Genomic DNA, 22,165 nt, shown 5'->3' on the forward strand with positions numbered 1-22,165 from the left:
ACGTCACACCTTCGTCAATCTCAACAACAGGAACACGAAATACGGCGCGCCGACGATGGCGATGAGCGCGCCGACCGGGATCTCGGTCGGCGCGAACAGCCATCGCCCGACGGCGTCGCACCCGACCACCAGCGTGGCGCCGAGCATCGCCGCCACCGGGATCTGCCGGGACAGCGGCCCGCCGACAAGCAGCCGCGCGGCATGCGGCACGATCAGGCCGGCGAACCCGAGCACCCCGGCCGCCGCCACGGCACCCGAGCCGCACGCGACGGCCAGCACCACCGCGACCACGCGCCAGCGCACGGGGACCACGCCGATGCCCGCCATCACGGCGTCGTCCAGGCGCAGCGCATCGAGGTGGCGCGACACGATCAGCGCCGCCACCAGGCCGAAGGCCACGACGGGGGCGACGACGGCGGCGTCGGAAAGCGTCCGCGCGTACAGCGAGCCCTTCAGCCAGGTCATCGCGGCGCCCGCCTCGGGGGCGGCGCGCACGAGCAGCAGCTGCGTCGCAGCGGCCAGCCCGACGGACACCGCCACGCCGGTCAGGGCCAGCCGCACGGGGTCGCCGATGCCGCGCCCGGCAAGCGCGAGCACCACCCCGGCGCCGATCAGCGCCCCAACGAAAGCCACGGGTGTGAGCGCCTGCGCCGGCAGCGCGCCCGCGCCCAGCAACGCCGCGACCGCGGCCAGGCCACCGCCCGCGGTGATGCCGACCGTGTCCGGCGCCGCCAGCGGATTGCGCAGCCCCACCTGCAGCAGGCACCCCGCCACCGCCATGCCGACGCCGGCGATCGCGCCGACCAGGATTCGCGGCAGCCGGTACTTCCAGATCAAGTTGTCGCCGCCGACCAGCCTGGCCACCACATCGCCGGGCGGCACCTGGACCGCCCCGATGCCCAGCGCCAGCACGACCACGGCCGCAAGCGCCGCGACGAGCACCGCCACGATGGCGGCCGTGCGGGCGCGGGTGCGGGGCGTGCTTTGCGACGAAGCCGTCCTCGCCATCATGCCGATCCCTCCCCGGAAGCGAAGCGTCCATTCAGCGGGCGCGGAAGCGTGGGGGTTTCAGGCGTGGCGCCATTCGACGCCGCGCGTTTCGATGCCGCGCGGTTCGGGGCGCCGCCGTTGCGGGTGCCGCGCAGGGAGCCGATGCCCCACAGCAGGACGGGGACGCCGATCAGGGCCGTCACGATGCCCACCGGAGTTTCCGCCGGCGCCCACAGCCACTGCCCGACGGTGTCGGCCACGAGCAGGACGGCCGCGCCGAGCACCGCGGCGACGGGCACGGCCGAGCGATGGCGGGGGCCGCACACGCGGTGCGCGGCAACGGCCGCCATGAGCCCCAGGAAACCGATCGGCCCCGCGGCGGCCACGCACGGCGCGATGAGCAGCACCGCCGCGGCCACGGCGAGCACCCGGGTCAGCCGGGGACGCGCCCCGACCGCGGTGGCGACCGAATCGCCGACGACGAGCGCATCGAGCCCGCGGGCACCCGCGATCACGGCGGGGGCCACGACGGCGGCGACGATCATCGCCGGGACGACGTCGGCCATGCGCACTCCGCCGAGACGCCCCGACAACCAGGACAACACGGTAGACAGCTGGGCTTCGTCGAGAACCAGGATGATCGCCGTCAACGCGCTGAACAGCGCGGAGACCGCCATGCCGAGCAGCACCATGCGCTGCACGGCCATCGCCGAGGACGTCGCGGCCCTCCCGCGCATGCCGAAGGTGATCGTCGCAGATGCCGCGACGACCGCCCCGGCGAGTGCGCCGGGCAGCAGGGCGGCGCCGCCGACGGAGCCGGTCACCGTCGTCGCCAACACCGCGCCGAAGGCGGCGCCGGAGTTGACGCCGGTGATTTCCGGGTCGGCCAGCGGGTTCTTCGTGGCCGTGCGCAACAGGACGCCCGCGATGCCCAGGCAGGCGCCGACGACGACCGTCGCCGTCAGCCGGTCGACGGCGACCGAGTGCAGTTCGGCGCCGAGCCATTCCGCACCCTCCGGAGCCGCGACGGCCGAAAGCCGCCCCCACGCGAGGGCGGCGATGAGTCCCGCTCCGCCGGCGAGCGCGGCGATGATGCCCGCCGCACGGTGGCGGGACGGGCGGTTAGCCGGCCCCGAGGAGAACTTCGCGGAGCCGGACGGGCGGGAACGGGAGGGGCGGGGCGCCGGCGTGCGTGGCCCCGGGGTCACTTCGCTTCGGCGATGATCTGGTCGAGCATCGCTTCCGCCGCGAGCGGGCCGCGCGACCGCGACCACGTGTCCTGCTCAACGTCGATGACCTTGTCCACGACCCCGCCGTAGGGGCTGGCGCGGAAGCCCTCGGTGTCGTTGTAGAGGTACGCGACGTCGAGCTTCATGCCCGGCAGCTTGTCCCCGGTCAGCTCGGCGACGTCGGTCTTCGACTCGATGGCGGACTTCTCGCCGTCGTAGCCGTACTCGTACCCGACGGCGGTGAGCAGCGAACCGGAGAAGGACTTCGCGATCCACGTGTAGAGCGTGTCCTTCGACCAGCCGATGACGGCGGCGCGGGTGCCCGGCTTCACTGCCTTCTTCGCTTCGGCGATCTTGCCGTCGATGCGGGAGCGCACCTCGCCGGCTTCCTTCTCCTTGCCGAGCTTCGCGGCGATGGCGTCCATCGCGTTGAGCACGTCGACATAGGAGGTGTCCGCGTAGGTTTCCGTCGGCGCGATGCCCTTGAGCTGATCGAGGATCGCGGCATGCCGGGTGGGGCTGGCGAGGATCAGATCCGGCTCGAGGGACTGGATGACCTCGAGGTTCGGCTGCTTGGCCTGCCCCACCGACGTCGCGCCGTCGAGCTTCCCCTTCAGCGTCTGCGGTTCGGCGGACTTGCCGATCTCGACGGTGCCCACCGGTGTGACGCCGAGGGCGACGAGGATCTCCTCGTAGCGCCAATCGAGGGCGACGACGCGGAGTTGGTCGGAGCCGGCCCCGGCGCCGTCTCCGGTCTTTTCTCCCCCGGAGTCCGACGAGCAGGCGACGAGCGACAGGACGAGCCCGAGCGCGAGGGCGAGTGCCGCGGCGACCCGCCCGGCGGACCACCGAACATTGATCAAGGAAGTGTGCATGCCCTCAATGAAAGCATACGTTCCACCTAAACAACATCACTACGGTCAGGTTCACCTAATTGCCCCGGGCGCCGCCCGTCGACGATTGCCGCGGGCGCCGACCCTCGGGCCGCCGATTTACGGGTCGACGGCTTTCGGGTCGGCGAATTGCGGTGCCGGCGACTGACGAGCCGCTGACTTACAGGTCGACGAGGTGCTTGCGCTTCGGGTAGATGCGCGGGCGGGTGCCCAGCACCTCCTCGGCGACGCGGATGACCTGGTTCGAGTAGCCGAACTCGTTGTCGTACCAGACGTAGAGCACCAGGTGCTTGCCCTGCGTGATGGTGGCCAGGCCATCGACGATGCCGGCGTGGGTGGAACCGACGAAGTCGGTGGACACGACCTCCGGCGAGTGGATGTAGTCGATCTGTTGGCGCAGCACGGAGCGCAGCGAAACCTCGCGGAGGTACTCGTTGACCTCGTCGCGGTCGACCTCGGTCTCCAGCGTCAGGTTGAGCACCGCCATGGACACGTCCGGGGTGGGCACGCGGATGGCGTTGCCCGTGAGCTTGCCCTCGAACTCCGGCAGGGCCTTGGACACGGCCTTCGCGGCGCCGGTCTCGGTGAGCACCATGTTCAGCGTGGCGGCGCGGCCGCGACGGGTGCCCTTGTGGAAGTTGTCGATGAGGTTCTGGTCGTTGGTGAACGAGTGCACCGTCTCGACGTGGCCGTGCTCGACGCCCCACTTGTCGTTGACGACCTTCAGCACCGGCGTGATGCCGTTGGTGGTGCAGGACGCGGCGGAGAGGATCTTCTCCTCCGGGTCGATGCCCTTGTGGTTGATGCCGTAGACGATGTTCGGGATGTCGCCCTTGCCCGGGGCGGTCAGCAGGACCTTGGACACTCCCTTGGACTTCAGGTGCTGGCCCAGGCCCTCGCGGTCGCGCCAGCGGCCGGTGTTGTCGATGACCAGGGCGTCGTCGATGCCGTAGGCGGTGTAGTCGACGGTGGCCGGGTCGGACGAGTAGATGACCTGGATCGGGGTGCCGTTGGCCCAGATGATGTCGTTGTCCCGGTCGACGGTGATGGTGCCGTCGAACGCGCCGTGCACGGAGTCGCGGCGCAGCAGCGAGGCGCGCTTGACCAGATCCTCGTCGCCGTTCTTGCGCACGACGATGGCGCGCAGGCGGGCGCCGTTGAACAGCGCCTGTCGCGACAGCAGGATGCGGGCCAGCAGACGGCCGATGCGGCCGAAGCCGTAGAGCACGACGTCGGACTGCGGGGTTTCGTGGGCGGTGCCGATGACGTCGGCGAGCTCGCGCGCGAGGAACTCGGCGAGGTCGCCGCCCTCCTCCTCGAACTTGGTGGCCAGGGCGCCGAGGTCGATGGAGGCGGTGCCCAGGTCCATCTGCACCAGCTGCTCGATGATCGGCAGGGTCTGTGACAGCGGCAGCTCCTGCGAGGTGATGCGCCGGGCGTAGCGGTGCGACTTGATGATCGACGTCTCGGTCGGGTTCTCCAGCAGGCGGCCGAAGATCGAGGTGACGACGTTCTTCTCGCGCCGCAGCTGGCCGAGCAGCGGAATCATCTTCTCCGCGAGGACGACTCGCTCGTTCCAGTCGCTGTGGTTGATCGGTGCCGGCGTCGCCATGGATCCTCCTGGGTTCAAGGGGCGTTGATGGGGGCAGTCAATGGGGCCCGCGGTCGGCCCCCGGGGAGCTCGTTTCACGGGCTGCGAGGTACTTTTCGGTTCGAAGAGTCCTCCTTTAAAACTACGTCGTCGCGTTCCGGCACGCCCCATCGGGTGTGCCGCGGCGCCCGAAACGGGCATCGGGCCGGTGGGCGATGACGCCGATCCGGAAATGCATGTACCCTTCCCCGGCGCCCCCAAATCGGGCGCGAACCGCATCGGCGCGTCACATCGGCGTCCGATGCCAAGGAAGGACGCCAATGCCAATCATCGAGGCGGAGGGCCTGACCAAGGTCTATTCCGCAGCATCCGGAGAGGTCCGCGCGCTCGACGGGCTGGATCTGGCGGTCGAGGAGGGCACGGTGCGCGGCATTCTCGGCCCGAACGGGGCCGGCAAGACCACGACCGTGAAAATCCTGACCACCCTCATCCGCCCCACCGCCGGATCGGCGCGCGTGGCGGGCATCGACGTGCTCGCCGAGCCCTCCAGGGTGCGCGACGTCATCGGGGCATCCGGCCAGTACGCGGCCGTCGACGAGCAGCTCACGGCCCGCGAGAACCTGCGCCTGATCGGCCGCCTGTACCACCTGAGCCGTTCGCGCGTGGAGGAGCGCGCCGACGAGCTCCTGCACGCCTTCGACCTCGCGGACGCCGCCGACCGACCTGTGAAGGGCTTCTCCGGTGGCATGCGCCGCCGCGTGGACCTCGCCGGCGCGCTGGTCGCGGAACCGAAGGTGCTGTTCCTCGACGAGCCGACCACGGGGTTGGACCCGAAGGCCCGCATCGGACTGTGGGACGTCATCCGCGATCGGGTCAGCCGCGGCGTGACGGTGCTGCTGACCACGCAGTACCTGGAGGAGGCCGATCAGCTCGCCGACGACATCAGCGTCGTCGATCACGGCCACATCATCGCCGAGGGCACGGCCGACGAACTGAAGGCGACCGTCGGCGGGCAGCAGGTCGAGGTCACGGCCGCCCGCGGCGATGACGTCGCCGCGCTGCGCGATGCGCTGGCCCGCCACGCCATCGGACCGGTGACGGTCGACGGCCCGTCGCTGAAGGCCCCGGTGGCCGACGGGGCGGCGTCGCTGACGCGGTTCCTGTCGGAGGTGGAGGGCATCGAGCTTCACGACGCCGGCCTGCGCCGTCCCACGCTCGACGAAGTGTTCCTGTCCATGACGGGCGACCGCGGGGAGGATGCGCGATGAGCAATTGGTTCGGCGACGTCGCCGCGGTGATGAGCCGCAACTTCTCGCGCCTGAGGCGCTCCCCCGACGTCATCGGTTTCGCGCTGTTCCAGCCGATCATGTTCGTGCTGCTGTTCAGCCAGGTCTACGGCGGCGCGATTCAGGTGCCGGGGTCGAATTACACGGACTTCCTCATGGCCGGCATCTTCGCGCAGACGGTGGTCTTCGGCGCGACGTTCTCGGGCACGTTCATGGCGCAGGATCTGAAGGAGGGGATCATCGACCGTTTTCGCACGTTGCCCATGTCGCAGTCGGCGGTGCTTTTCGCCCGCACCTTCACGGACCTGGCCATCAACGCGGTGTCCATGGCGGTGATGATCCTCACCGGCCTCGCCGTCGGCTGGCGTTTCCACGACGGTCTGCCGAATTTCCTGGCGGGCGTGGCCATCCTGCTGTTCTTCGCGTGGGCGTTTTCGTGGGTCCTGGTGTTCGTCGGCCTGATGGTGTCGACGCCGGAGACGCTGAACAACGCGGTGTTCATCATCCTGTTCCCGCTGACGTTCATCTCCAACGCATTCGTGCCGTCGGAGACCCTGCCGACTGTCCTGCGGGTCATCGCCGAATGGAATCCGGTGTCCGCGCTGGTCCAGGCCGCCCGCAGCCTTTTCGGCAACTTGCCCGATGGCCCGGTGCCCGACGTGTGGACCATGCAGCACCCGGTGCCCGCGGTGATCATCGGTTCGGTGGCCATCGCCGCCGTGTTCATGCCGTTGTCCGTGGCGCGGTTCCGCCGCCGCGAGTAACCTCCCCGACCCCTGCCCCGCTCTTTCCCAACCCGGGCAACCCCTCCCCAAACACGACGACCGGCCGCCCCGCGGGTGGCCGGTCGCGCCGTTCTTCGGCGGAATCAGGCGTGCTTGTCGTCCGCCTGGTTCTCGGGCTGGACGGTCCACTCCGGCGGGACGTCCTCGCCGGATTCCTCGTCGCGCTCGGCGTCTTCGAAGGTGGCCTGCACGATGCCCTGGGCGTGGTGCGACGGGGCGTAAACGGAGTACAGGCGCAGGGGTTCGTCGCCGGTGTTGACGACGTCGTGCCAGGCGCCGGCGGGCACCACGATGGCCCAGCCGTCGGAAATTTCCTGCTCGAAGTTCAGGTCGTCTTCGGCCGGGCCCATCTTGCACACGCCCTTGCCGGCGTCGACGCGCAGGAACTGGTCGGTGTCGGGGTGCGCCTCCAGGCCGATGTTCCCGCCCGGCTCGATGGACATGAGGGTGACCTGCAGGTACTTGCCGGTCCAGGCGACCGTGCGGTAGTTGGCGTTGTCGCGGGTCTCCGTCTCGATGTCGAAGGCGTTCGGCTTGGGTCCGATGTCGCTGATGCTCATGTAAATGCCCTTTCCTTCCGATTCCATCCGTCTTGGTCCGGCGCGGGTGCGGGGGCTTTGCGACGGCCTCCGCAGCCGCCGGTCGGCGCCGCTCGGCGCGTCCACCCCCATCGTGCCACCGGTCACGCCGTTCGCGCATGGGCCGAAGCGCGTTCGGGCCGGTCCGCCGCGGCGGATAGACTGCCCACTATGACCCGCAACGACGAAGGTAAAGCGCCGAAGGTCCTCGCCACCGCGTCGATCCCGGCGGGCGACGCGGACGTCGTCGCCGCGCTGCTGGACGGCGAGTACGCACTCGGCGAGGTCGACGAGGCCCTGGACGCCTACGAGGGCACGGGCATGGACCGGTGCCTGAAGGCGGCGCTGGAACTGCGCGCGCTGCTCCACGAGCACGGCTGGTATTTCGCGCCGGACTCGGGCCTGGTCGAATTCCTGTTGTTCCCGTCCGACCCGGCCGCCGTCGACGCCGCGCCGACCGTGACCTTCGGCGTGGAATGGCCGACCAACCCCATCACCGGTCTGCCGCGGGCGGTCCACGACGTCAGCGTCTCCGCTCCCCTCCCGGACGACCCCGGCGCGGCCACCGCCATCCGGTTCCGGTCGGTCAAGGAGTTCGCCCCGTACGCGGCCGCCGTCAAGAACCCCGACCCCGACACGTGGCCGGAGGAACTGCAGGACCGCCGCTTCGACCCGGACGACGAGATCCGCGCCTACGCCGAGCGGCTCAGCAAGAGCGGGTCCGGCGGGGACGAAGTCTGAACCGGGAGCGGCGTCGGCGTCGCAAAGCACCGCGACTATCCTTGACCACCTGCCACCCGCAGGGAAACGACCAGCAAAGGAACCCATGAGCACCCTCGCCGATGAGGCCGCACGCCGCCGCACGTTCGCGGTCATCGCGCACCCCGACGCCGGCAAGTCCACGCTGACCGAGGCGCTGGCGCTGCACGCGCACGTCATCAGCGAGGCCGGCGCCGTGCACGGCAAGGCCGGCCGCAAATCCACCGTCTCCGACTGGATGGACATGGAGAAGGACCGCGGCATCTCCATCGCCTCGTCGGCGCTGCAGTTCGAGTACGCGCCCGAGGGCCACGACGGCGAGCCGTACATGATCAACCTGGTGGACACCCCCGGCCACGCGGACTTCTCCGAGGACACCTACCGCGTGCTCACCGCCGTCGACGCCGCCGTCATGCTCGTCGACGGCGCAAAGGGCCTGGAGCCGCAGACCCTGAAGCTGTTCCGCGTGTGCAAGTCGAACGGCATCCCGATCGTCACGGTGATCAACAAGTGGGACCGCCCGGGCAAGGCGCCGCTGGAGCTCATGGACGAGATCGTCGAGGAGATCGGCCTGCAGCCGACGCCGCTGTTCTGGCCCGTCGGCGAGGCCGGCGACTTCCGCGGCCTGCTGCGCCGCGGCGAGGACGGCGAGGCGGAGGAGTTCATCCGCTTCGAGCGCACCGCCGGCGGCTCCACCATCGCGGAGGAAACGCACCTGACCCCCGACGAGGCCGCCGCCGAGCAGGGCGAAACGTGGGAAACCGCCGCCGAGGAATCCGAGCTGCTGTCCGCCGACGGCGCCGACCACGACCAGGAGCTGTACCTGGCCGGCGACACCTCGCCGGTGATCTTCGCCTCCGCGATGCTCAACTGGGGCGTCCACCAGATCCTGGACACCCTCTGCGAACTCGCCCCGGCGCCCGCCGCCCGCGAATCCGACCCCGCCGCCATCGAGGCCGCGGCCGCCGGAGGGCAGGGCGCGATCGACGAGATCCGCAACCCCGAAGACGATTTCGCCGGCGTGGTGTTCAAGGTGCAGGCCGGCATGGACGCCCACCACCGCGACAAGCTGGCGTTCATGCGCGTCGTCTCCGGCGAGTTCGACCGCGGCATGCAGGTCACGCACGCCCAGTCCGGCCGGAGCTTTTCGACGAAGTACGCCCTGACCGTGTTCGGCCGCACCCGGTCGACCGTCGAAACCGCCTACCCGGGCGACATCGTCGGCCTGGTCAACGCCGGGTCGCTGGCGCCGGGCGACACCATCTACGCGGGCCGCAAGGTGCAGTTCAAGCCGATGCCGCAGTTCGCACCGGAGCACTTCCGCACCCTGCGGGCGAAGTCGCTGGGCAAGTACAAGCAGTTCCGCAAGGCCATCGAACAGCTCGACGCCGAGGGCGTGGTGCAGATCCTGCGCAACGACGCCCGCGGCGACGCCGCCCCGGTGATGGCCGCCGTCGGCCCCATGCAGTTCGAGGTCATGCAGGCGCGCATGCAGGTCGAGTACAACGTCGAGACCGTCGCCGACCCGATCCCCTACTCCGTCGCGCGCCGCACCGACGCCGAAACCGCGCCGGCGCTGGCCAAGCAGCGCGGGGTGGAGATCTTCACCCGCTCCGACGGGGCGCTTATCGCGCTGTTCGGCGACAAGTGGAAGCTGCAGTTCATCGAGAAGGAGCACCCGGAGTTCACGCTGGAGACGCTGGTCGCGGACTAGCCGCCGCGCCCCTCCGTACCCTGGTGCCATGAGGTCGATTTTCATCACCGGGGCGGCGTCGGGGCTCGGCGCCCGGACGGCGCGGAAGTTCGCGGACGAGGGGTGGGCGGTCTTCGGCGCCGACCGCGATGAGCTCCCGGAGGACCTGCGCACCCGGGGAGTGACGGGTTTAGTCGTCGACGTCACCGACGACGCCTCCGTCGCCGACGCCATGGACGAGGTCGCGCGGCTGACCGGCGGCAGCCTCGACGCGGTGGCCGCATTCGCCGGCGCCCTGGGCATCGGCGCGCTGACGGACATCCCCGGCGACCGCATGACCGCCATCCTCGACCTCAACGTCACCGGCCAGGCGCGGGTGCATCGGGCCGCGCTGCCGCTGCTCATGGCCGCGCGGTGGGAGGGCCGTTCGCCGCAGGTGCTGGTCATTTCCTCGGAGACCGGCCGCCAGCAGGCGATGCCCACCAACGGGTTGTACGCCATGTCGAAGCATGCGGTGGACGCCTACGGCGATGCTCTGCGACGCGAGCTCGCCCTGCTCGGCATCGGCGTGACCATCATCGAGCCGGGGCCGTTCCGCACGAACATGACGAAGGGGATCCGGCAGGCGTTCATCGACGCCACCCCGGAGGGTTCCCCGTTCGCCGACCTAATGGCGGTGGCGGGTGAGAGCGCCGCCCGCACCGACGGCGAGGCCGCCGACCCCGCCCTGCTCGCCGACGCGGTGTTCGACGCGGCCGTCGCCGCCAAGCCGCCCATCCGGGTGAAGGTCGCCCACCATCGGGGTCGCGCGCTGCTCGATCTGCTGCCGCCGGCGCTCGGGGACAAACTGATCGTCGGCGGGTTGAAGCGCGCCATCGCGAAGCGCGCCCGCGGGCGCTGACCTCGCCTGGCGCCAGTTACCCCAACCACCGGTTACCCCGACCACCCGTCAGTCTCGCCGCACGTGCCGGTTCCTGCTCCGGCGCGCGAAGTGTGCGTCGACGGCGTCGCCCACCGGGAGCAGCACCAGCGAGACCCCGAACACGGCGACGAAAACGATCCCCCAAATGAGCAGCATCACGGGGTACGCGAGCACGATCACCGCCGCGAGCAGTGGCAGCGCGGCATCCATCCCCTTCGACCACGCGATGACCGCCCACACGATCAACGCCACCACCAACAGCGGGATGGGGCGGAACGTCGTTCTGTCGCCGGCGGCCTGCTTCGCTTCCCGGACGGCCCGGCGCCATAGCGACTCGCGGCCGCCGCCCGGCCCCGGCATGCCGTCGCCCCTCATCGCCGCATCACCGCCCGGCGCGGCCGCCGAACCGCCGCCCCAGGTGCTCACCCAGCACCCGCGAGCATTCCGCGACGCCCTCCGTCCACAGCTCGCCCGCGGATTCGTCGGCGGGGTCGGACACCAGCTTGATCAGCTCCACCGGCACCCCGAACCGTCGCGCCACCCACGCGATGGCGTAGCCCTCCATGTCCACGAGGTCGGCCGTCTCGGCCAGGCGGGCGCGGGTCGCGGAGTCCTCCACGAACAGGTCGCCGGTGGCCAGCACCTTCCCCGGCGCGCCTTCGCTTGACGACGGCCCTTCGCCGCGCACCCCATCGTCCCGGGCATCCACGTCGATGGGCGGATAGGCGTCCGCGCCGGCCAGCCTGCGCACCGCCGAGTGCGAGAAGTCGTGGAGCAGGACCCTGGAAATGCGGTGGACGCCGTGGAGCCCGGACGCCGGGCCGTCGTGAAGCGAACCGGCGGTGCCCACGTTCAGGATCGACGCCGGAAGCGGCCCCCGGGCCAGCGTCTCGGCCAGCGCGGCCGTGGCGTTGATGCGGCCGATTCCCGTGAGCAGGACGGGCACGTCGGCGCCGAGATGCTCGGCCTCCTCGCGGGTGGCCACGACCAGCAACGGGGCGCCGGGATCGACGGGGGCGAGCAGTTCGGGGGAAGTCAGCATGCGGCCAGGGTATCGGTGACCAGGCGCGGCGGCGGCGAACGACGGCGAGCATTGACGCGACCCCCGACCGTGGTTAGGTTCGGATGGCAACGCACCGTGTGGCGCGGATCACTTTTTGCGGCGATCCGCGCGGCACGCGCGCATCCCCACGATCCCCGCCGCCACGGGCCCCGACCAACGACGGCCCGACCCCGCGGCACACCCACCACCAGGAGGAACACCGATGACCACCTACGCCCACCCCGGATCCGACGGCGCGAAGATGTCGTTCGAGCCCCGCTACGGCAACTGGATCGACGGCGGGTTCCAGGACCCCGTCGACGGCAACTACTTCGAGGTCATCTCCCCCGTCACCGGCGAGGTGTTCACCGAAGTCGCGCGCTCGAACGAAAAGGACATCGAGAAGGCCCTCGACGCGGCCCACGCCGCCGCGCCCGCGTGGGGGTCGACGCCGCCGGCCGAGCGGGCCAAGGTGCTGAACAAGATCGCCGACCGCATGGAAGAGCACCTCGAGGAAATCGCGGTCGCCGAAACGTGGGACAACGGCAAGCCCATCCGCGAGTGCCTCGCCGCCGACATCCCGCTGGCCATCGACCACTTCCGCTACTTCGCCGCGGCCGCCCGCACCCAGGAGGGCCGCCTGTCGCAGATCCAGGACGACCTGGTCGCCTACCACTTCCACGAGCCGCTGGGCGTCGTCGGGCAGATCATCCCCTGGAACTTCCCCATCCTCATGGCCACCTGGAAGCTCGCCCCCGCGCTGGCCGCCGGCAACTGCGTGGTGCTCAAGCCCGCCGAGCAGACGCCGGCCTCGATCCTCCACCTGATCGGCATCATCGGGGATCTGCTGCCGAACGGCGTGGTCAACATCGTCAACGGATTCGGCGAGGAAGCCGGCGCCGCGCTGTCCGGCTCCGACCGCATCGCGAAGGTCGCCTTCACCGGCGAGACGACCACCGGCTCGACGATCATGAAGGCCGCCGCCGACAACCTCGTGCCCGTCACCCTCGAGCTGGGCGGCAAGTCGCCCAACATCTTCTTCGAGGACATCATGGACGCCGAGGACTCCTTCCGCGACAAGGCCGTCGAGGGCTTCGCCATGTTCGCCCTCAACCAGGGCGAGGTGTGCACCTGCCCGTCGCGCGCGCTGGTCCACGAGTCCATCGCCGACGAGTTCGTGCAGCTGGGCATCGAGCGCGTGTCCAACATCCGCCGCGGCGACCCGCTGGACACCGACACCATGGTCGGCGCGCAGGCGTCGAAGGAGCAGCTGGACAAGATCCTGAAGTACATCGAGATCGGCAAGACCGAGGGCGCGAAGCTCGAGCTCGGCGGCGGCCAGGCGAAGCTGGAGGGCAACCTGTCCGGCGGCTACTACATCGAGCCGACCATCTTCTCCGGCGTCAACGACATGCGCCTGTTCCAGGAGGAGATTTTCGGCCCGGTGCTCGGCGTGACCACGTTCAAGTCGCTGGACGAGGCCGTGAAGATCGCCAACGACACCATGTTCGGCCTCGGCGCCGGCGTGTGGTCGCGGTCGAACAACAACGTGTACAAGGCCGGCCGCGCCATCCAAGCTGGCCGCGTGTGGTGCAACGCGTACCACGTGTACCCGGCGCACGCGGCGTTCGGCGGCTACAAGAAGTCCGGCATCGGCCGCGAGAACCACCTGATGATGCTCTCGCACTACCAGCAGACCAAGAACCTCCTGGTCAGCTACGCCACCGACCCGACGGGCCTGTTCTAGGCGCAGCACCCGGCGAGGCTGGTCCGGCGGCAGCGCCCGGCGGGGTCTGCCTCCCACCCCACCTCCCGCCAACCCACCCCGAATGCGCAGACCCACCCGTTACAGCGGGTGGGTTGCCCAATTCAGGGTGGGTTAGCTGCGTGAGGCGGCGGAGCGGGCATGCGGCGGCACCGACCCGCGCCCCACCCGATCGGCCCACGTTGTCCGCGCCCGTCCGTAGGATGGGCCGCGTGACTTTCCGATCCGACAATTCCCGTTCCGCCCGCGCCTCCCACGCCGAGGAGCGCGCACGCCTGCTGGTGCAGGAGGTGCTGGATCGCGATGAGCGCCTGCGCTCGAATTTGTCGTCGCCCGACGTCGACCCGTGGGAGCACCGTTTCATCGCGGACGATTCCATCGTCGAGGGCCCCATCGCGTCGTGGCGCGACGACGCCGCCCGCGCCCGCCGCCTGCTGCGCCGCTACGACATCCAGGCGGGGTACCGCGAGAAGATGCGCGACATGGAGCGCCGCATCGACGCGATGCTCCACCTCGCCGAGAGCCTGGAGGAAAGCTGGGACGCCGCGGCCGCCGCGTCCAAGCGGCTTTCCGACGCCGAGGCCCGCGACGCGGAGGCCTTCGCCCGCGAGAGGGACCGCCAGTCCGATGCGGCGGAGTTGAAGCGCCGCCGCGAGGAGAAGCGCGAGGAGCTGCTGCGCAAGGCCGAGCATCTGGCCACCGACGCCTTCGACCGCACGCGCGACGTCGGCGGCGAGGTGCTGCGCCGGTCGCTCGACGCCGGCCGCGAGGCCCTGGAGAAGCTGCCGGGCCTGAGCTCGTGGCCGTTGAACCGCCCGGGCCGCAAGCGGGAGGACGAGCCCCGCGAGGTGCGCCGCGCCGAGGCCCGCGACCTGCGCCATGAGCCGCCGCTGCCAGAGGACTAGCGCCGCCGCTTCCCGAGGACTAGCGCCGCCGGAGAGATGGGCGCGCGAGCGTTCGGGGGGGGGAGGAACTCCGGGCGGGCACCGGACATGACCTCCGCCGCCGATGCCCGCTTATGCCCGATACGGTTCGGGGACTAGTGTCGCGGTCATGCGCGAAACACCCACTCGCCCCGATTCCACCCGGCATCCCCGGCCCTCCGACTTCCCCGCAGCCCCGGCGGATCTGCGCCTGGTGGTCGTGGACATGGACGGCACGCTTCTCGACGGCGACGGCAACCTGCCCGCCGATCTGCCGCGGATCCTCGACCGGCTCAAGGCCGGCGGCATCACGTTCGCCCCGGCGTCCGGCCGGCAGTACGCCACGCTGCGCGACATGTTCGGCGGCGTCCGCACCGAATCCGGCGCGACCGTCGATTCCTTCATCGCGGAGAACGGCAACGTCGTGGTCCGCGACGGGGAGTTGTCGGCCGCCGACGGCATGGACCCGGCCGTCGTCGACGAGGTCATCGACGCCGTGCGCGCCGCCCGCGCCGAGGGCCGCCCGATGGGCCTGATCGTCTGCCACCCGGAGGTCGCCTACGTGGAGATCGACCAGCCGGGGTTCAACGACGAGGCCGCGAAGTACTACCACTCGCGGGCCGTCGTCGACGACTTGCACGAGGTCAACGACGGCGCGATCAAGCTGGCCGTCTACGACGCGCGCGGCTCCGAGGTCGACGCCGCGCCGCTGATGAAGAGCGTGGTCGGAGACCGCCTCGAAGTCGCGGTGTCGGGCCAGTGCTGGGTGGACATGATGGTTCCCGGCCGGCACAAGGGCCACGCGGTCGCGGAGCTCCAGGAGCGCCTCGGCGTCACGCCGGCGCAGACCGCCGTCTTCGGCGACTTCCTCAACGACCTGCAGATGATGGCCGCCGGCGAGATGTCCTTCGCCATGGCCAACGCCCACGAGGACATCAAGGCCGCGTCGAACTACCTGGCGCCGTCGAACACGGACTCGGGCGTCGTCGTCACGCTGGACAGGCTGCTGGACGAAGCCGCCGCCGTGCGTTCCTGACGCCGCCCGACGCGGCGCTGGACCCGCAGCCAGGTGACGAAACCCCAGGTGACGAAGCCCGCATAGAACAGGTACAGCGCCGCCGACGGGTAGTAGCCGCCGAGGAACAGCAGGGGCACGCCGACGACGTCGACGGCGATCCAGATGAGCCAGAACTCGGTCCAGCCCTTCGCCATCCCCCACGTGGCCAGCATCGAACCGACGAAGATCCACGCATCCGCCCACGGGCCCCACGACCCCAGGGCGCCGAAGATCTTCGCGCACACCACGGTGCCGCCCACGGCGATGGCGAGCATGGCCATCCGCTCACGTGCGGACGCCCATCGGGGCACCACGGCGGCGTCGGAAAGCGAGGCCTCCCCGCCCGCCGCGGCCCGGCGCGTCTGCGCCCACCGCCACCAGCCGTAGACGCTGACCACCAGGAACATCACCTGGCGGCCGGCCTGGCCGTAGAGGTCGAGGTCCTGCGGCGTGTGGAAAACGCCGCCGAGGAACACGGTGAACAGCAGGATGTTGCCGGCGATGCCCACCGGCCAGGCCCAGACGAGGCGGCGCATGCCGAAATAGGCCGAACCCAGCCCGAATACGTTGCCTACGACCTCGCGCACCAAAATGGGCACGCCCCCGATGGTCAGCTGCGCGGTCAGAAAACCGGCGAGCGCGGACATGACGGAATCCACGGTGAATCTCCTTCTCTCCCATCCGGACTATGACCGTCGGTTCCGGGTTCCAACCGGATCTGCTGACCTCCCTCGCGGGAGCGCTCGCGGACTCGTCCGGGCCACGCATGGCCCGGCGTCACCGCCGGTGGGGAATTCCACCCCGCCCTGAGAACTTGTGCCGACGACGTTAGCAGCGATGCGCGGCGGCGGTCCCCGAATGGGTGGAAAAACTCACTTTAATGCCCATTTGCCATTCGCATTAGTAGGCTGTGGGGCATGGCCAAACCCCGCTCACGCCGCCGCGCACCGGGCTGGGTGCCCGATCAGCACGGCGCCTGGTTCATGGTCACCGTCCCCGCGGTCACCGGCGTGATCCTCGCGCCCTCATGGACCGCGATTCCCCTGCTGCTGACTTGGTGGCTGGGCTATTTCACGTTCTTCGCGGGCAGCGTGTGGATCCGCTCCCGCTTCCGCGACCGCAACCGGCCGCCGGTGCTGGTCTACGGGTCACTGACCGCGGCGGCGGGCTTGACGACGCTGCTGTTCGACTGGCGGCTGCTCACGTGGGTTCCGGCGTTCGCCCCGCTGGTGGCGGTGGCCGTCTACGAGGCGTGGAAGCGCCGCCCGCGGTCCCTGTTGTCGGGATTGTCCACCGTCGTCGCGGCGTGCCTGATCCTGCCGGTCGCCGCATGGGCGGGCGGGGGCCTCGACGGCCGGGCATGGGCGGCGTTCGGCGTGTACCTGGCGTTCTTCGCGGGCACCGTGCCGTACGTGAAGACGCTCATCCGCGAGCGCGGGTCGAAGCCATGGTTCATCGGGTCCGTCGCCTATCACGTGGCGATGCTGGCGGCGGCCATCGCGGCGGTGCGGATCACCGACGGCGACCCGGTGCACCCGCTCGCGATCGCCGTGGCGGTCGTGCTGCTCGCGCGGGCTGTGCTCATGCCCGTCACCGGTGCCCGGCGCGAACGCCCGTGGCAGCCCAAGACCGTGGGGCTGCTCGATGCCGCCAACACGGTGCTCGTCGTCATCGTCGCCCTGCTCTGACGGGGCTGACGCGAGCACTGCGGTCGCGCACAACCGGGGCCTGGGGTAGCTTGCCGGGCATGAGGGGGGACTCATACGGCGCGTCGGCGCCGTCTCAGCAGATCATCTTCGACCCGACCGTGCGCACGCATGCGCTGCCCACCCGGCGACCATCGCGGCAAGCACAGGAGGGCGCGCGGGAAAGCGCGCGCGACGACGCACCCGATTTCGACGGCAGGCCCTTGACCGTCGGGGACATCGCCGGCCTCGTCGCCGAACGGCCCCGCCCCGGCCGGGGCTGGCGCGCGGCGGTGCACCGGGCGTCGGGAGGGCGGCTCAACCCCGGCGAGTCGCCCGCCGAACGCGACGAGCGCGAGCTCCTCGAACGCATCCGCCGCCCCGTCATCGGCGATTACCGCGTGGCGGTGCTCAGCGTGAAGGGCGGCGTGGGCAAGACCTCCACGACCATCGGCCTCGGCGCGACGTTCGCGTCGCTGCGCGGCGACCGGATCATCGCCATCGACGCCAACCCCGACTTCGGCACCCTCGCCCACCGGGTGGCCGATCCGAACCCCGCCACGGTGCGCGACCTTCTCCGCGCCCCGTCGACCGACCGTTACGCCGAAGTGCGCTCGTACACCACTCAGGCGCCCTCGCGGCTGGAGATCCTGGGCAGTGAACGGGACCCGTCGATAAGCGAAGCGTTTTCCGCCGCCGACTACGACCGCGCCCTGGGCATCCTGCGCAGGCACTACAACATCCTGCTGACCGACTGCGGGACCGGCATCGTCCACGACACAGTCGGGGCGATCCTGGCGCACGCGAACTGCCTGGTCCTGGTGGCCACGCCCGCGCTCGACGGCGCGAGGTCGGCGTGGGCGACGCTCGATTGGCTGTCCGCGCACGGGTGGGCGGACCTGGTGTCGTCGACGGTGGTCGTGGTCAACCAGCTCACCGACGTCGGCGCCGACGCGGACTCCCTGCGCGACCTGTTCGGGCAGCGCTGCCGGGCCGTGCAGGTGATCCCGCACGACCCGCACATCGCGCGCGGAGCGGACATCGACATCGACCTGCTGCGCCCCGCCACGCGCCTGGCCTACCGGGAGTTGGCCGCCATGATCGCCGACGACTTCGCCCAGCCTGGAGGCCGGCACCGCTGACCGCGCATGGCTCGAACGCGGGCTTTACGACGCCTGGCACGACGGGCAGTAGAAAACCCGCCGGCCCTCGATCTGCGTCTCCGCCACCGGGGTGCCGCAGACGTGGCACGGCTGGCCCGTGCGGCGGTAGACGTACACCTCGCCGCCGTGGTCGTCCTCGCGGGGCTCGCGGCCCATCGCCTCCGGGGTGTGCTCCGGGCGGACGGTGTCGATGCGCCCGACGCGCACGCCGTCCTCCATCAGCTCACGCAGATCGACCCACATCGCGTCGAGCGTCGCCGGTTTCAGCTCGGCGCCGGGCGTCAGGGGGTGGATGCCCAGGCGGAACAGGGTTTCGGTGCGGTAGATGCTGCCCACCCCGGCGTAGAGCTTCTGGTCGACCAGCAGCGCGCCGATGGGCCGGCGCGACCGGCGCACCCGGCCGACGATCGCACCCGGGTCGGCGTCGGCGCGCAGCGGATCCTCCCCCACCTTCCCGATCGCCGCCGCCCGGACCTCATCGGTCACCAGGCGGCACCACTGCGGGCCCCGCAAATTCGCCGACTCCTCGCCGTTGGAGACGTGCAGCCGCACCTGGCCGCCGACGTCATCGGGGCCCTCGAACCTCAGGCGCCCGATCAACCCCAGGTGAATGTGCACGATGGCGTCGGGCCGCGGCACGTCGAACTCGACGAACAGGTGCTTGCCCCAGGCTTCGGCGCGGGCGAGCTCATGGCCGTCGAGAAGCGACGCCTCCGCCGCGAACCTCCCCTGCGGGCTGGTCACCGACAGCGGCCGACCCGCGAACCGCGCGTTCAGATCACGCGCGAGACGATGGATGACATGACCTTCGGGCATGCCCTCCAGGCTACTTCGGGGCTACTGGCCCACCGCCCGGCGGTACGGGGTCGGATCGACCTCGCCGGTCGTCTTCGGCTGCCACTGCGCATTGCGGTCCTTGTCCACCAGCACGGCGCGGACGCCCTCGGCGAAGTTCGGGTCGTGGCGCAGGATGCGGCCGACGTTGTACTCGTTGCGCAGGCCCGTGCGCAGATCGACGCCCTCGGCCGCGTTGGCGGCGTAGAGCTCGGCGCCGGCGACCAGCGACGTCGGGGCGGCCGAGCGCAGCAGGTCGTTGATCACGCGGCGCTCCTCGCCGGAGCACTTGCCGCCGTCGAGGGCGTTTTCGATCTCCCGCCACGTGTCGAAGCCGAAGACCTGGCGGGCGCACGGCGCGAACGCCGCGAGCTTCGACTCGCCGGCCTCGGCGGGATCCTCGGCGAACTCGACGAGCGCCGCCTCGATGCCGTCGGCGTCGACCGCGCGCAGGAAGTTCTCCAGCGAATCCTGCGGCACGAAGTGCGTGGCCCAGCCCGCCCACAGCAGGTCGGCGGCGTCGAGGCGGTAGCCGGTCAGGCCCAGGAAACGCGCGATCGCCGGCTCCGGGTGGCCGGAGGCGGTGGCGACGTGCTGGGAGAACCACGAAATGCCGACGTCGGGAAGGAAACCGATGGCCATCTCCGGCATCGCGGCGGAGGCGCGCTCGGTGACCACGCGGTGCGAACCGTGCAGCGACACGCCCAGGCCGCCGCCCATGGCGATGCCGTCGATGACCGCGACGTACGGCTTGGGGAACTCCGCGATCGCGGCGTTCATCTCGTACTCCTCGGTGAAGAACGCATCACCCTCGGCGGAATTTCCCGCCACCTGGGCGTCGCGCACCTGGCGCACGTCGCCGCCGGCGCAGAAGGCCTTCGGGTGCTCCGACACCACGACGACCTGCTCGACGGCGTCATCGTCGCGCCAGGCGTCGAGGGCCTCGTTGATCTGCCGGACCATGCCCAGGTCCAGCGAGTTGAGCGCCTTGGGGCGGTTGAGGGTCAGTCGGCCCGTGCGGCCGGAAACATCCTTGATCACCGAATCAGTCATGCCGACCAGTGTGGCACACGACACATGTGCCCCGCCACAGAAAGTTAACCGCGATTCGCGGAAACTACACCCGTTAGCCGGTGGGCCGGGCTACTTCCACCCGTTAGCCGGCGGGACCCCTACTTCCACCCGTTGGCCGGTGGGCCGGGCTACTTCTTGCCGGACTTCGACTTTTCCGCCTTGGCCTTGCCCGACTTCCCGCCCTTCTTGGCGGACTTCTTCGCCTTGGGCGCGTCTTCCTCGAACTTGCTGGCCACGTCCGGCACGTACCGGAACTCGGTCCGCGGCGGGCGCTCGTAGGACGCCTCCGACGCCGGGCGCTCCGGGATCTCCGGCATCTCGCGCTCGATGTGCTCGTACGGAATGGTCGACAGGAGGTGGTTGATCACGTTGATGCGCGACCGCTTCTTGTCCTCCGACTCCACCGTGTACCACGGCGCCGACGGGATGTCGGTGTGGATGAACATCTCGTCCTTCGCGCGCGAGTAGTCCTCCCACCGCGTGATCGACTCCAGGTCCATCGGCGACAGCTTCCACCGGCGCAGCGGGTCCTCGCGGCGAGACTCGAAGCGGCGGACCTGCTCCTCGTCGGACACCGAGAACCAGTACTTGCGCAGCATGATCCCGTCCTCGACCAGCAGGCGCTCGAAGATCGGCGCCTGATGCAGGAAACGGCGGTACTCCTGCGACGTGCAGAAGCCCATGACGCGCTCCACGCCGGCGCGGTTGTACCAGGAGCGGTCGAAGATGACGATCTCACCGGCGGTGGGCAGCTTCTCCACGTAGCGCTGGAAATACCACTGGCCCGACTCTCGCGACGTCGGCGCCGGCAGCGCCTCGATGCGGCAGGTACGGGGATTGAGGTACTGCGTGATGCGCTTGATGGCGGAGCCCTTGCCCGCCGCGTCGCGGCCCTCCATGATCACCACGACGCGCGCGCCGGTCTCGACGACCCACTGCTGCATCTCGACGAGCTCGGCCTGCAGGCGCTTGAGCTCCTTCTCGTAGGCTTTCTTCTTGAGCTTCGGCGGGCGCTGCACGTCGTCGTTGGTCATGACCGGAAGTTTACCCGCCGAGCCGCGGCGCCCGGAACTTCCGCGCCTGTGAGATTGCCCGGGCGGCGGATAGTCTGAACGTCTCCGCATCGCCCAACCGAAAGATGGCCCATGATCATCGAAGACGCCGACCAGCTCGAAGGCCTCAAGGCCGCCGGCGCGGCAGTCGCCGCCACCCTGCACGCCATGAAGAAGGCCGCCGAGCCCGGCATCAGCACCGCGGAACTCGACCGGATCGGCGTGAAGATGATGGAGGACCTCGGCGTCGCGCCCGCACCGCCGACCCGCGGATTCCCCGCCGCGACGTGCATCAGCATCAACGACGTCGCCGCCCACGGCATCCCCTCCCCCGACACGATCGTGCGCTCCGGCGACATCGTGAACATCGACATTTCCGGAAGGCTCGGCGAGTTCTGGGCGGACAACGGCGAGAGCTTCGCCGTCGGCGAGGCCGACCCGGTGGTACTCGCGCTCGTCGCCGCCTCGCACGAGGCCAACGCCGCGGGCATCGCCGCCGCGAGGGCGAAGAAGCCGGTGTGGCGCATCGGCTCCGCATGCGAGCGCGTCATCCGCCGCCACGGCTTCCACGTGGTCCGGAACCTCTGCGGCCACGGCGTCGGCGCCGACCTGTGGGAACCGCCGCAGATCCTCGGCTACGCCGACCGCACCGCCACCACCCGGCTGCGGGAGGGCATGGTGCTGGCCATCGAGCCGTTCGTCTCCGAGACCGCCACCTGGGCTGACGAAGACGAGGACGACGGCTGGACGCTGCGCACGCCGGGCAGCCGCTCCGCGCAGCGGGAACACACCATCGTGGTGACGAAGGACGAACCGATCATCGTCACCGAGCAGCCCGAGTAGC

General features: G+C 70.4%; 22 protein-coding genes and 1 riboswitch. Of the genes, 11 read left to right on the top strand and 11 right to left on the bottom strand.

The genetic code is table 11. From position 1 onward, the window contains the following. Positions 1-3: 3 nt before the first annotated feature. The 4 genes from CHAN_RS10520 to CHAN_RS10535 all read right to left on the bottom strand — a co-directional run bounded on the left by CHAN_RS10520 (position 4) and on the right by CHAN_RS10535 (position 4,724). Positions 4-1,008, bottom strand: coding sequence for a FecCD family ABC transporter permease (locus CHAN_RS10520; RefSeq protein WP_377748482.1), 1,005 nt, complete (start codon positions 1,006-1,008; stop codon positions 4-6). Then, positions 1,008-2,081, bottom strand: a complete 1,074-nt coding sequence (locus tag CHAN_RS10525) for a FecCD family ABC transporter permease (RefSeq protein ID WP_377748483.1) — start codon at positions 2,079-2,081, stop codon at positions 1,008-1,010. Before CHAN_RS10525 ends, CHAN_RS10520 begins: the two co-directional genes overlap by 1 nt. A gap of 113 nt (positions 2,082-2,194) precedes the next feature. Next, a complete protein-coding gene (locus CHAN_RS10530) occupies positions 2,195-3,094 on the bottom strand; it encodes an ABC transporter substrate-binding protein (protein ID WP_290289593.1) in 900 nt (299 codons plus the stop codon). Positions 3,095-3,272: 178 nt separating this feature from the next. Further along, positions 3,273-4,724, bottom strand: coding sequence for a glyceraldehyde-3-phosphate dehydrogenase (locus tag CHAN_RS10535; protein ID WP_048741341.1), 1,452 nt, complete (start codon positions 4,722-4,724; stop codon positions 3,273-3,275). A 299-nt stretch (positions 4,725-5,023) separates the two neighbouring features. Between CHAN_RS10535 and CHAN_RS10540 the strand changes: the two genes are divergently transcribed. Together CHAN_RS10540 and CHAN_RS10545 are read left to right on the top strand one after the other, a co-directional pair. Beyond that, on the top strand, positions 5,024-5,971 hold the full coding sequence (locus tag CHAN_RS10540) for an ATP-binding cassette domain-containing protein (protein ID WP_290289597.1): 948 nt from the start codon (positions 5,024-5,026) through the stop codon (positions 5,969-5,971). Next, positions 5,968-6,753: an ABC transporter permease gene (locus CHAN_RS10545; protein ID WP_048741330.1), complete on the top strand. Its 786-nt coding sequence runs from the start codon at positions 5,968-5,970 to the stop codon at positions 6,751-6,753. The genes CHAN_RS10540 and CHAN_RS10545 overlap by 4 nt, the downstream gene beginning before the upstream one ends. A gap of 104 nt (positions 6,754-6,857) precedes the next feature. Here the strand turns inward: CHAN_RS10545 and CHAN_RS10550 are convergent, their stop codons facing one another. Beyond that, entirely contained in the window at positions 6,858-7,334 is a 477-nt protein-coding gene (locus CHAN_RS10550) for a cupin domain-containing protein (RefSeq protein ID WP_290289600.1), read from the bottom strand. A gap of 189 nt (positions 7,335-7,523) precedes the next feature. Between CHAN_RS10550 and CHAN_RS10555 the strand changes: the two genes are divergently transcribed. The 3 genes from CHAN_RS10555 to CHAN_RS10565 all read left to right on the top strand — a co-directional run bounded on the left by CHAN_RS10555 (position 7,524) and on the right by CHAN_RS10565 (position 10,705). Continuing rightward, positions 7,524-8,093 (top strand): hypothetical protein, encoded by a 570-nt coding sequence (locus CHAN_RS10555; RefSeq protein WP_290289602.1) that lies wholly within the window; start codon positions 7,524-7,526, stop codon positions 8,091-8,093. 85 nt (positions 8,094-8,178) lie between these two features. Beyond that, positions 8,179-9,825, top strand: coding sequence for a peptide chain release factor 3 (locus CHAN_RS10560; RefSeq protein WP_048741316.1), 1,647 nt, complete (start codon positions 8,179-8,181; stop codon positions 9,823-9,825). Between the two features lie 28 nt (positions 9,826-9,853). After that, positions 9,854-10,705: an SDR family NAD(P)-dependent oxidoreductase gene (locus CHAN_RS10565; RefSeq protein ID WP_290289607.1), complete on the top strand. Its 852-nt coding sequence runs from the start codon at positions 9,854-9,856 to the stop codon at positions 10,703-10,705. A gap of 48 nt (positions 10,706-10,753) precedes the next feature. Here CHAN_RS10565 and CHAN_RS10570 read toward each other — a convergent pair whose 3' ends face one another. Both CHAN_RS10570 and CHAN_RS10575 read right to left on the bottom strand, forming a co-directional pair. Then, a complete protein-coding gene (locus tag CHAN_RS10570; protein WP_290289609.1) occupies positions 10,754-11,152 on the bottom strand; it encodes a hypothetical protein in 399 nt (132 codons plus the stop codon). Then, entirely contained in the window at positions 11,109-11,768 is a 660-nt protein-coding gene (locus tag CHAN_RS10575) for a nucleosidase (protein WP_290289611.1), read from the bottom strand. Before CHAN_RS10575 ends, CHAN_RS10570 begins: the two co-directional genes overlap by 44 nt. 223 nt (positions 11,769-11,991) lie before the next feature. Here CHAN_RS10575 and exaC point away from each other — a divergent pair, with 223 nt between their 5' ends. From exaC to CHAN_RS10590, 3 genes are all read left to right on the top strand, one after another. Beyond that, positions 11,992-13,515 carry an acetaldehyde dehydrogenase ExaC gene (exaC, locus tag CHAN_RS10580; protein ID WP_048741307.1) on the top strand — a complete coding sequence of 508 codons (1,524 nt, stop codon included), beginning with the start codon at positions 11,992-11,994 and terminating at the stop codon, positions 13,513-13,515. 221 nt (positions 13,516-13,736) lie between these two features. Continuing rightward, positions 13,737-14,438 carry a hypothetical protein gene (locus CHAN_RS10585; RefSeq protein ID WP_290289613.1) on the top strand — a complete coding sequence of 234 codons (702 nt, stop codon included), beginning with the start codon at positions 13,737-13,739 and terminating at the stop codon, positions 14,436-14,438. Between the two features lie 148 nt (positions 14,439-14,586). Then, complete coding sequence (locus CHAN_RS10590) at positions 14,587-15,492, top strand: Cof-type HAD-IIB family hydrolase (protein WP_290289615.1); 906 nt, start codon at positions 14,587-14,589, stop codon at positions 15,490-15,492. Here CHAN_RS10590 and CHAN_RS10595 read toward each other — a convergent pair. Further along, positions 15,408-16,160 (bottom strand): nicotinamide mononucleotide transporter family protein, encoded by a 753-nt coding sequence (locus CHAN_RS10595; RefSeq protein ID WP_290293472.1) that lies wholly within the window; start codon positions 16,158-16,160, stop codon positions 15,408-15,410. The genes CHAN_RS10590 and CHAN_RS10595 overlap by 85 nt on opposite strands. 18 nt (positions 16,161-16,178) lie before the next feature. After that, positions 16,179-16,331: riboswitch (FMN riboswitch) on the bottom strand. Between the two features lie 90 nt (positions 16,332-16,421). On the opposite strand from CHAN_RS10595, the gene CHAN_RS10600 reads away from it, so the two are divergent. Together CHAN_RS10600 and CHAN_RS10605 are read left to right on the top strand one after the other, a co-directional pair. Beyond that, positions 16,422-17,201, top strand: coding sequence for a YwiC-like family protein (locus tag CHAN_RS10600; protein ID WP_290293474.1), 780 nt, complete (start codon positions 16,422-16,424; stop codon positions 17,199-17,201). A gap of 59 nt (positions 17,202-17,260) precedes the next feature. Then, positions 17,261-18,340: a MinD/ParA family ATP-binding protein gene (locus CHAN_RS10605; RefSeq protein WP_290289617.1), complete on the top strand. Its 1,080-nt coding sequence runs from the start codon at positions 17,261-17,263 to the stop codon at positions 18,338-18,340. 24 nt (positions 18,341-18,364) lie between these two features. On the opposite strand, the gene CHAN_RS10610 is transcribed toward CHAN_RS10605, so the two are convergent. The 3 genes from CHAN_RS10610 to ppk2 all read right to left on the bottom strand — a co-directional run bounded on the left by CHAN_RS10610 (position 18,365) and on the right by ppk2 (position 21,303). After that, positions 18,365-19,177, bottom strand: coding sequence for an Fpg/Nei family DNA glycosylase (locus tag CHAN_RS10610; protein WP_290289618.1), 813 nt, complete (start codon positions 19,175-19,177; stop codon positions 18,365-18,367). 21 nt (positions 19,178-19,198) lie between these two features. Further along, positions 19,199-20,248, bottom strand: a complete 1,050-nt coding sequence (locus CHAN_RS10615) for an enoyl-CoA hydratase/isomerase family protein (RefSeq protein WP_290289620.1) — start codon at positions 20,246-20,248, stop codon at positions 19,199-19,201. Positions 20,249-20,397: 149 nt separating this feature from the next. Then, entirely contained in the window at positions 20,398-21,303 is a 906-nt protein-coding gene (gene ppk2, locus CHAN_RS10620) for a polyphosphate kinase 2 (RefSeq protein WP_290289622.1), read from the bottom strand. Between the two features lie 111 nt (positions 21,304-21,414). On the opposite strand from ppk2, the gene map reads away from it, so the two are divergent. Then, complete coding sequence (gene map / locus CHAN_RS10625; protein ID WP_290289624.1) at positions 21,415-22,164, top strand: type I methionyl aminopeptidase; 750 nt, start codon at positions 21,415-21,417, stop codon at positions 22,162-22,164. The last annotated feature ends 1 nt before the right edge of the window (position 22,165 follow it).

This window comes from Corynebacterium hansenii (assembly GCF_030408795.1).
Classification (GTDB): Bacteria; Actinomycetota; Actinomycetes; order Mycobacteriales; family Mycobacteriaceae; genus Corynebacterium; species Corynebacterium hansenii.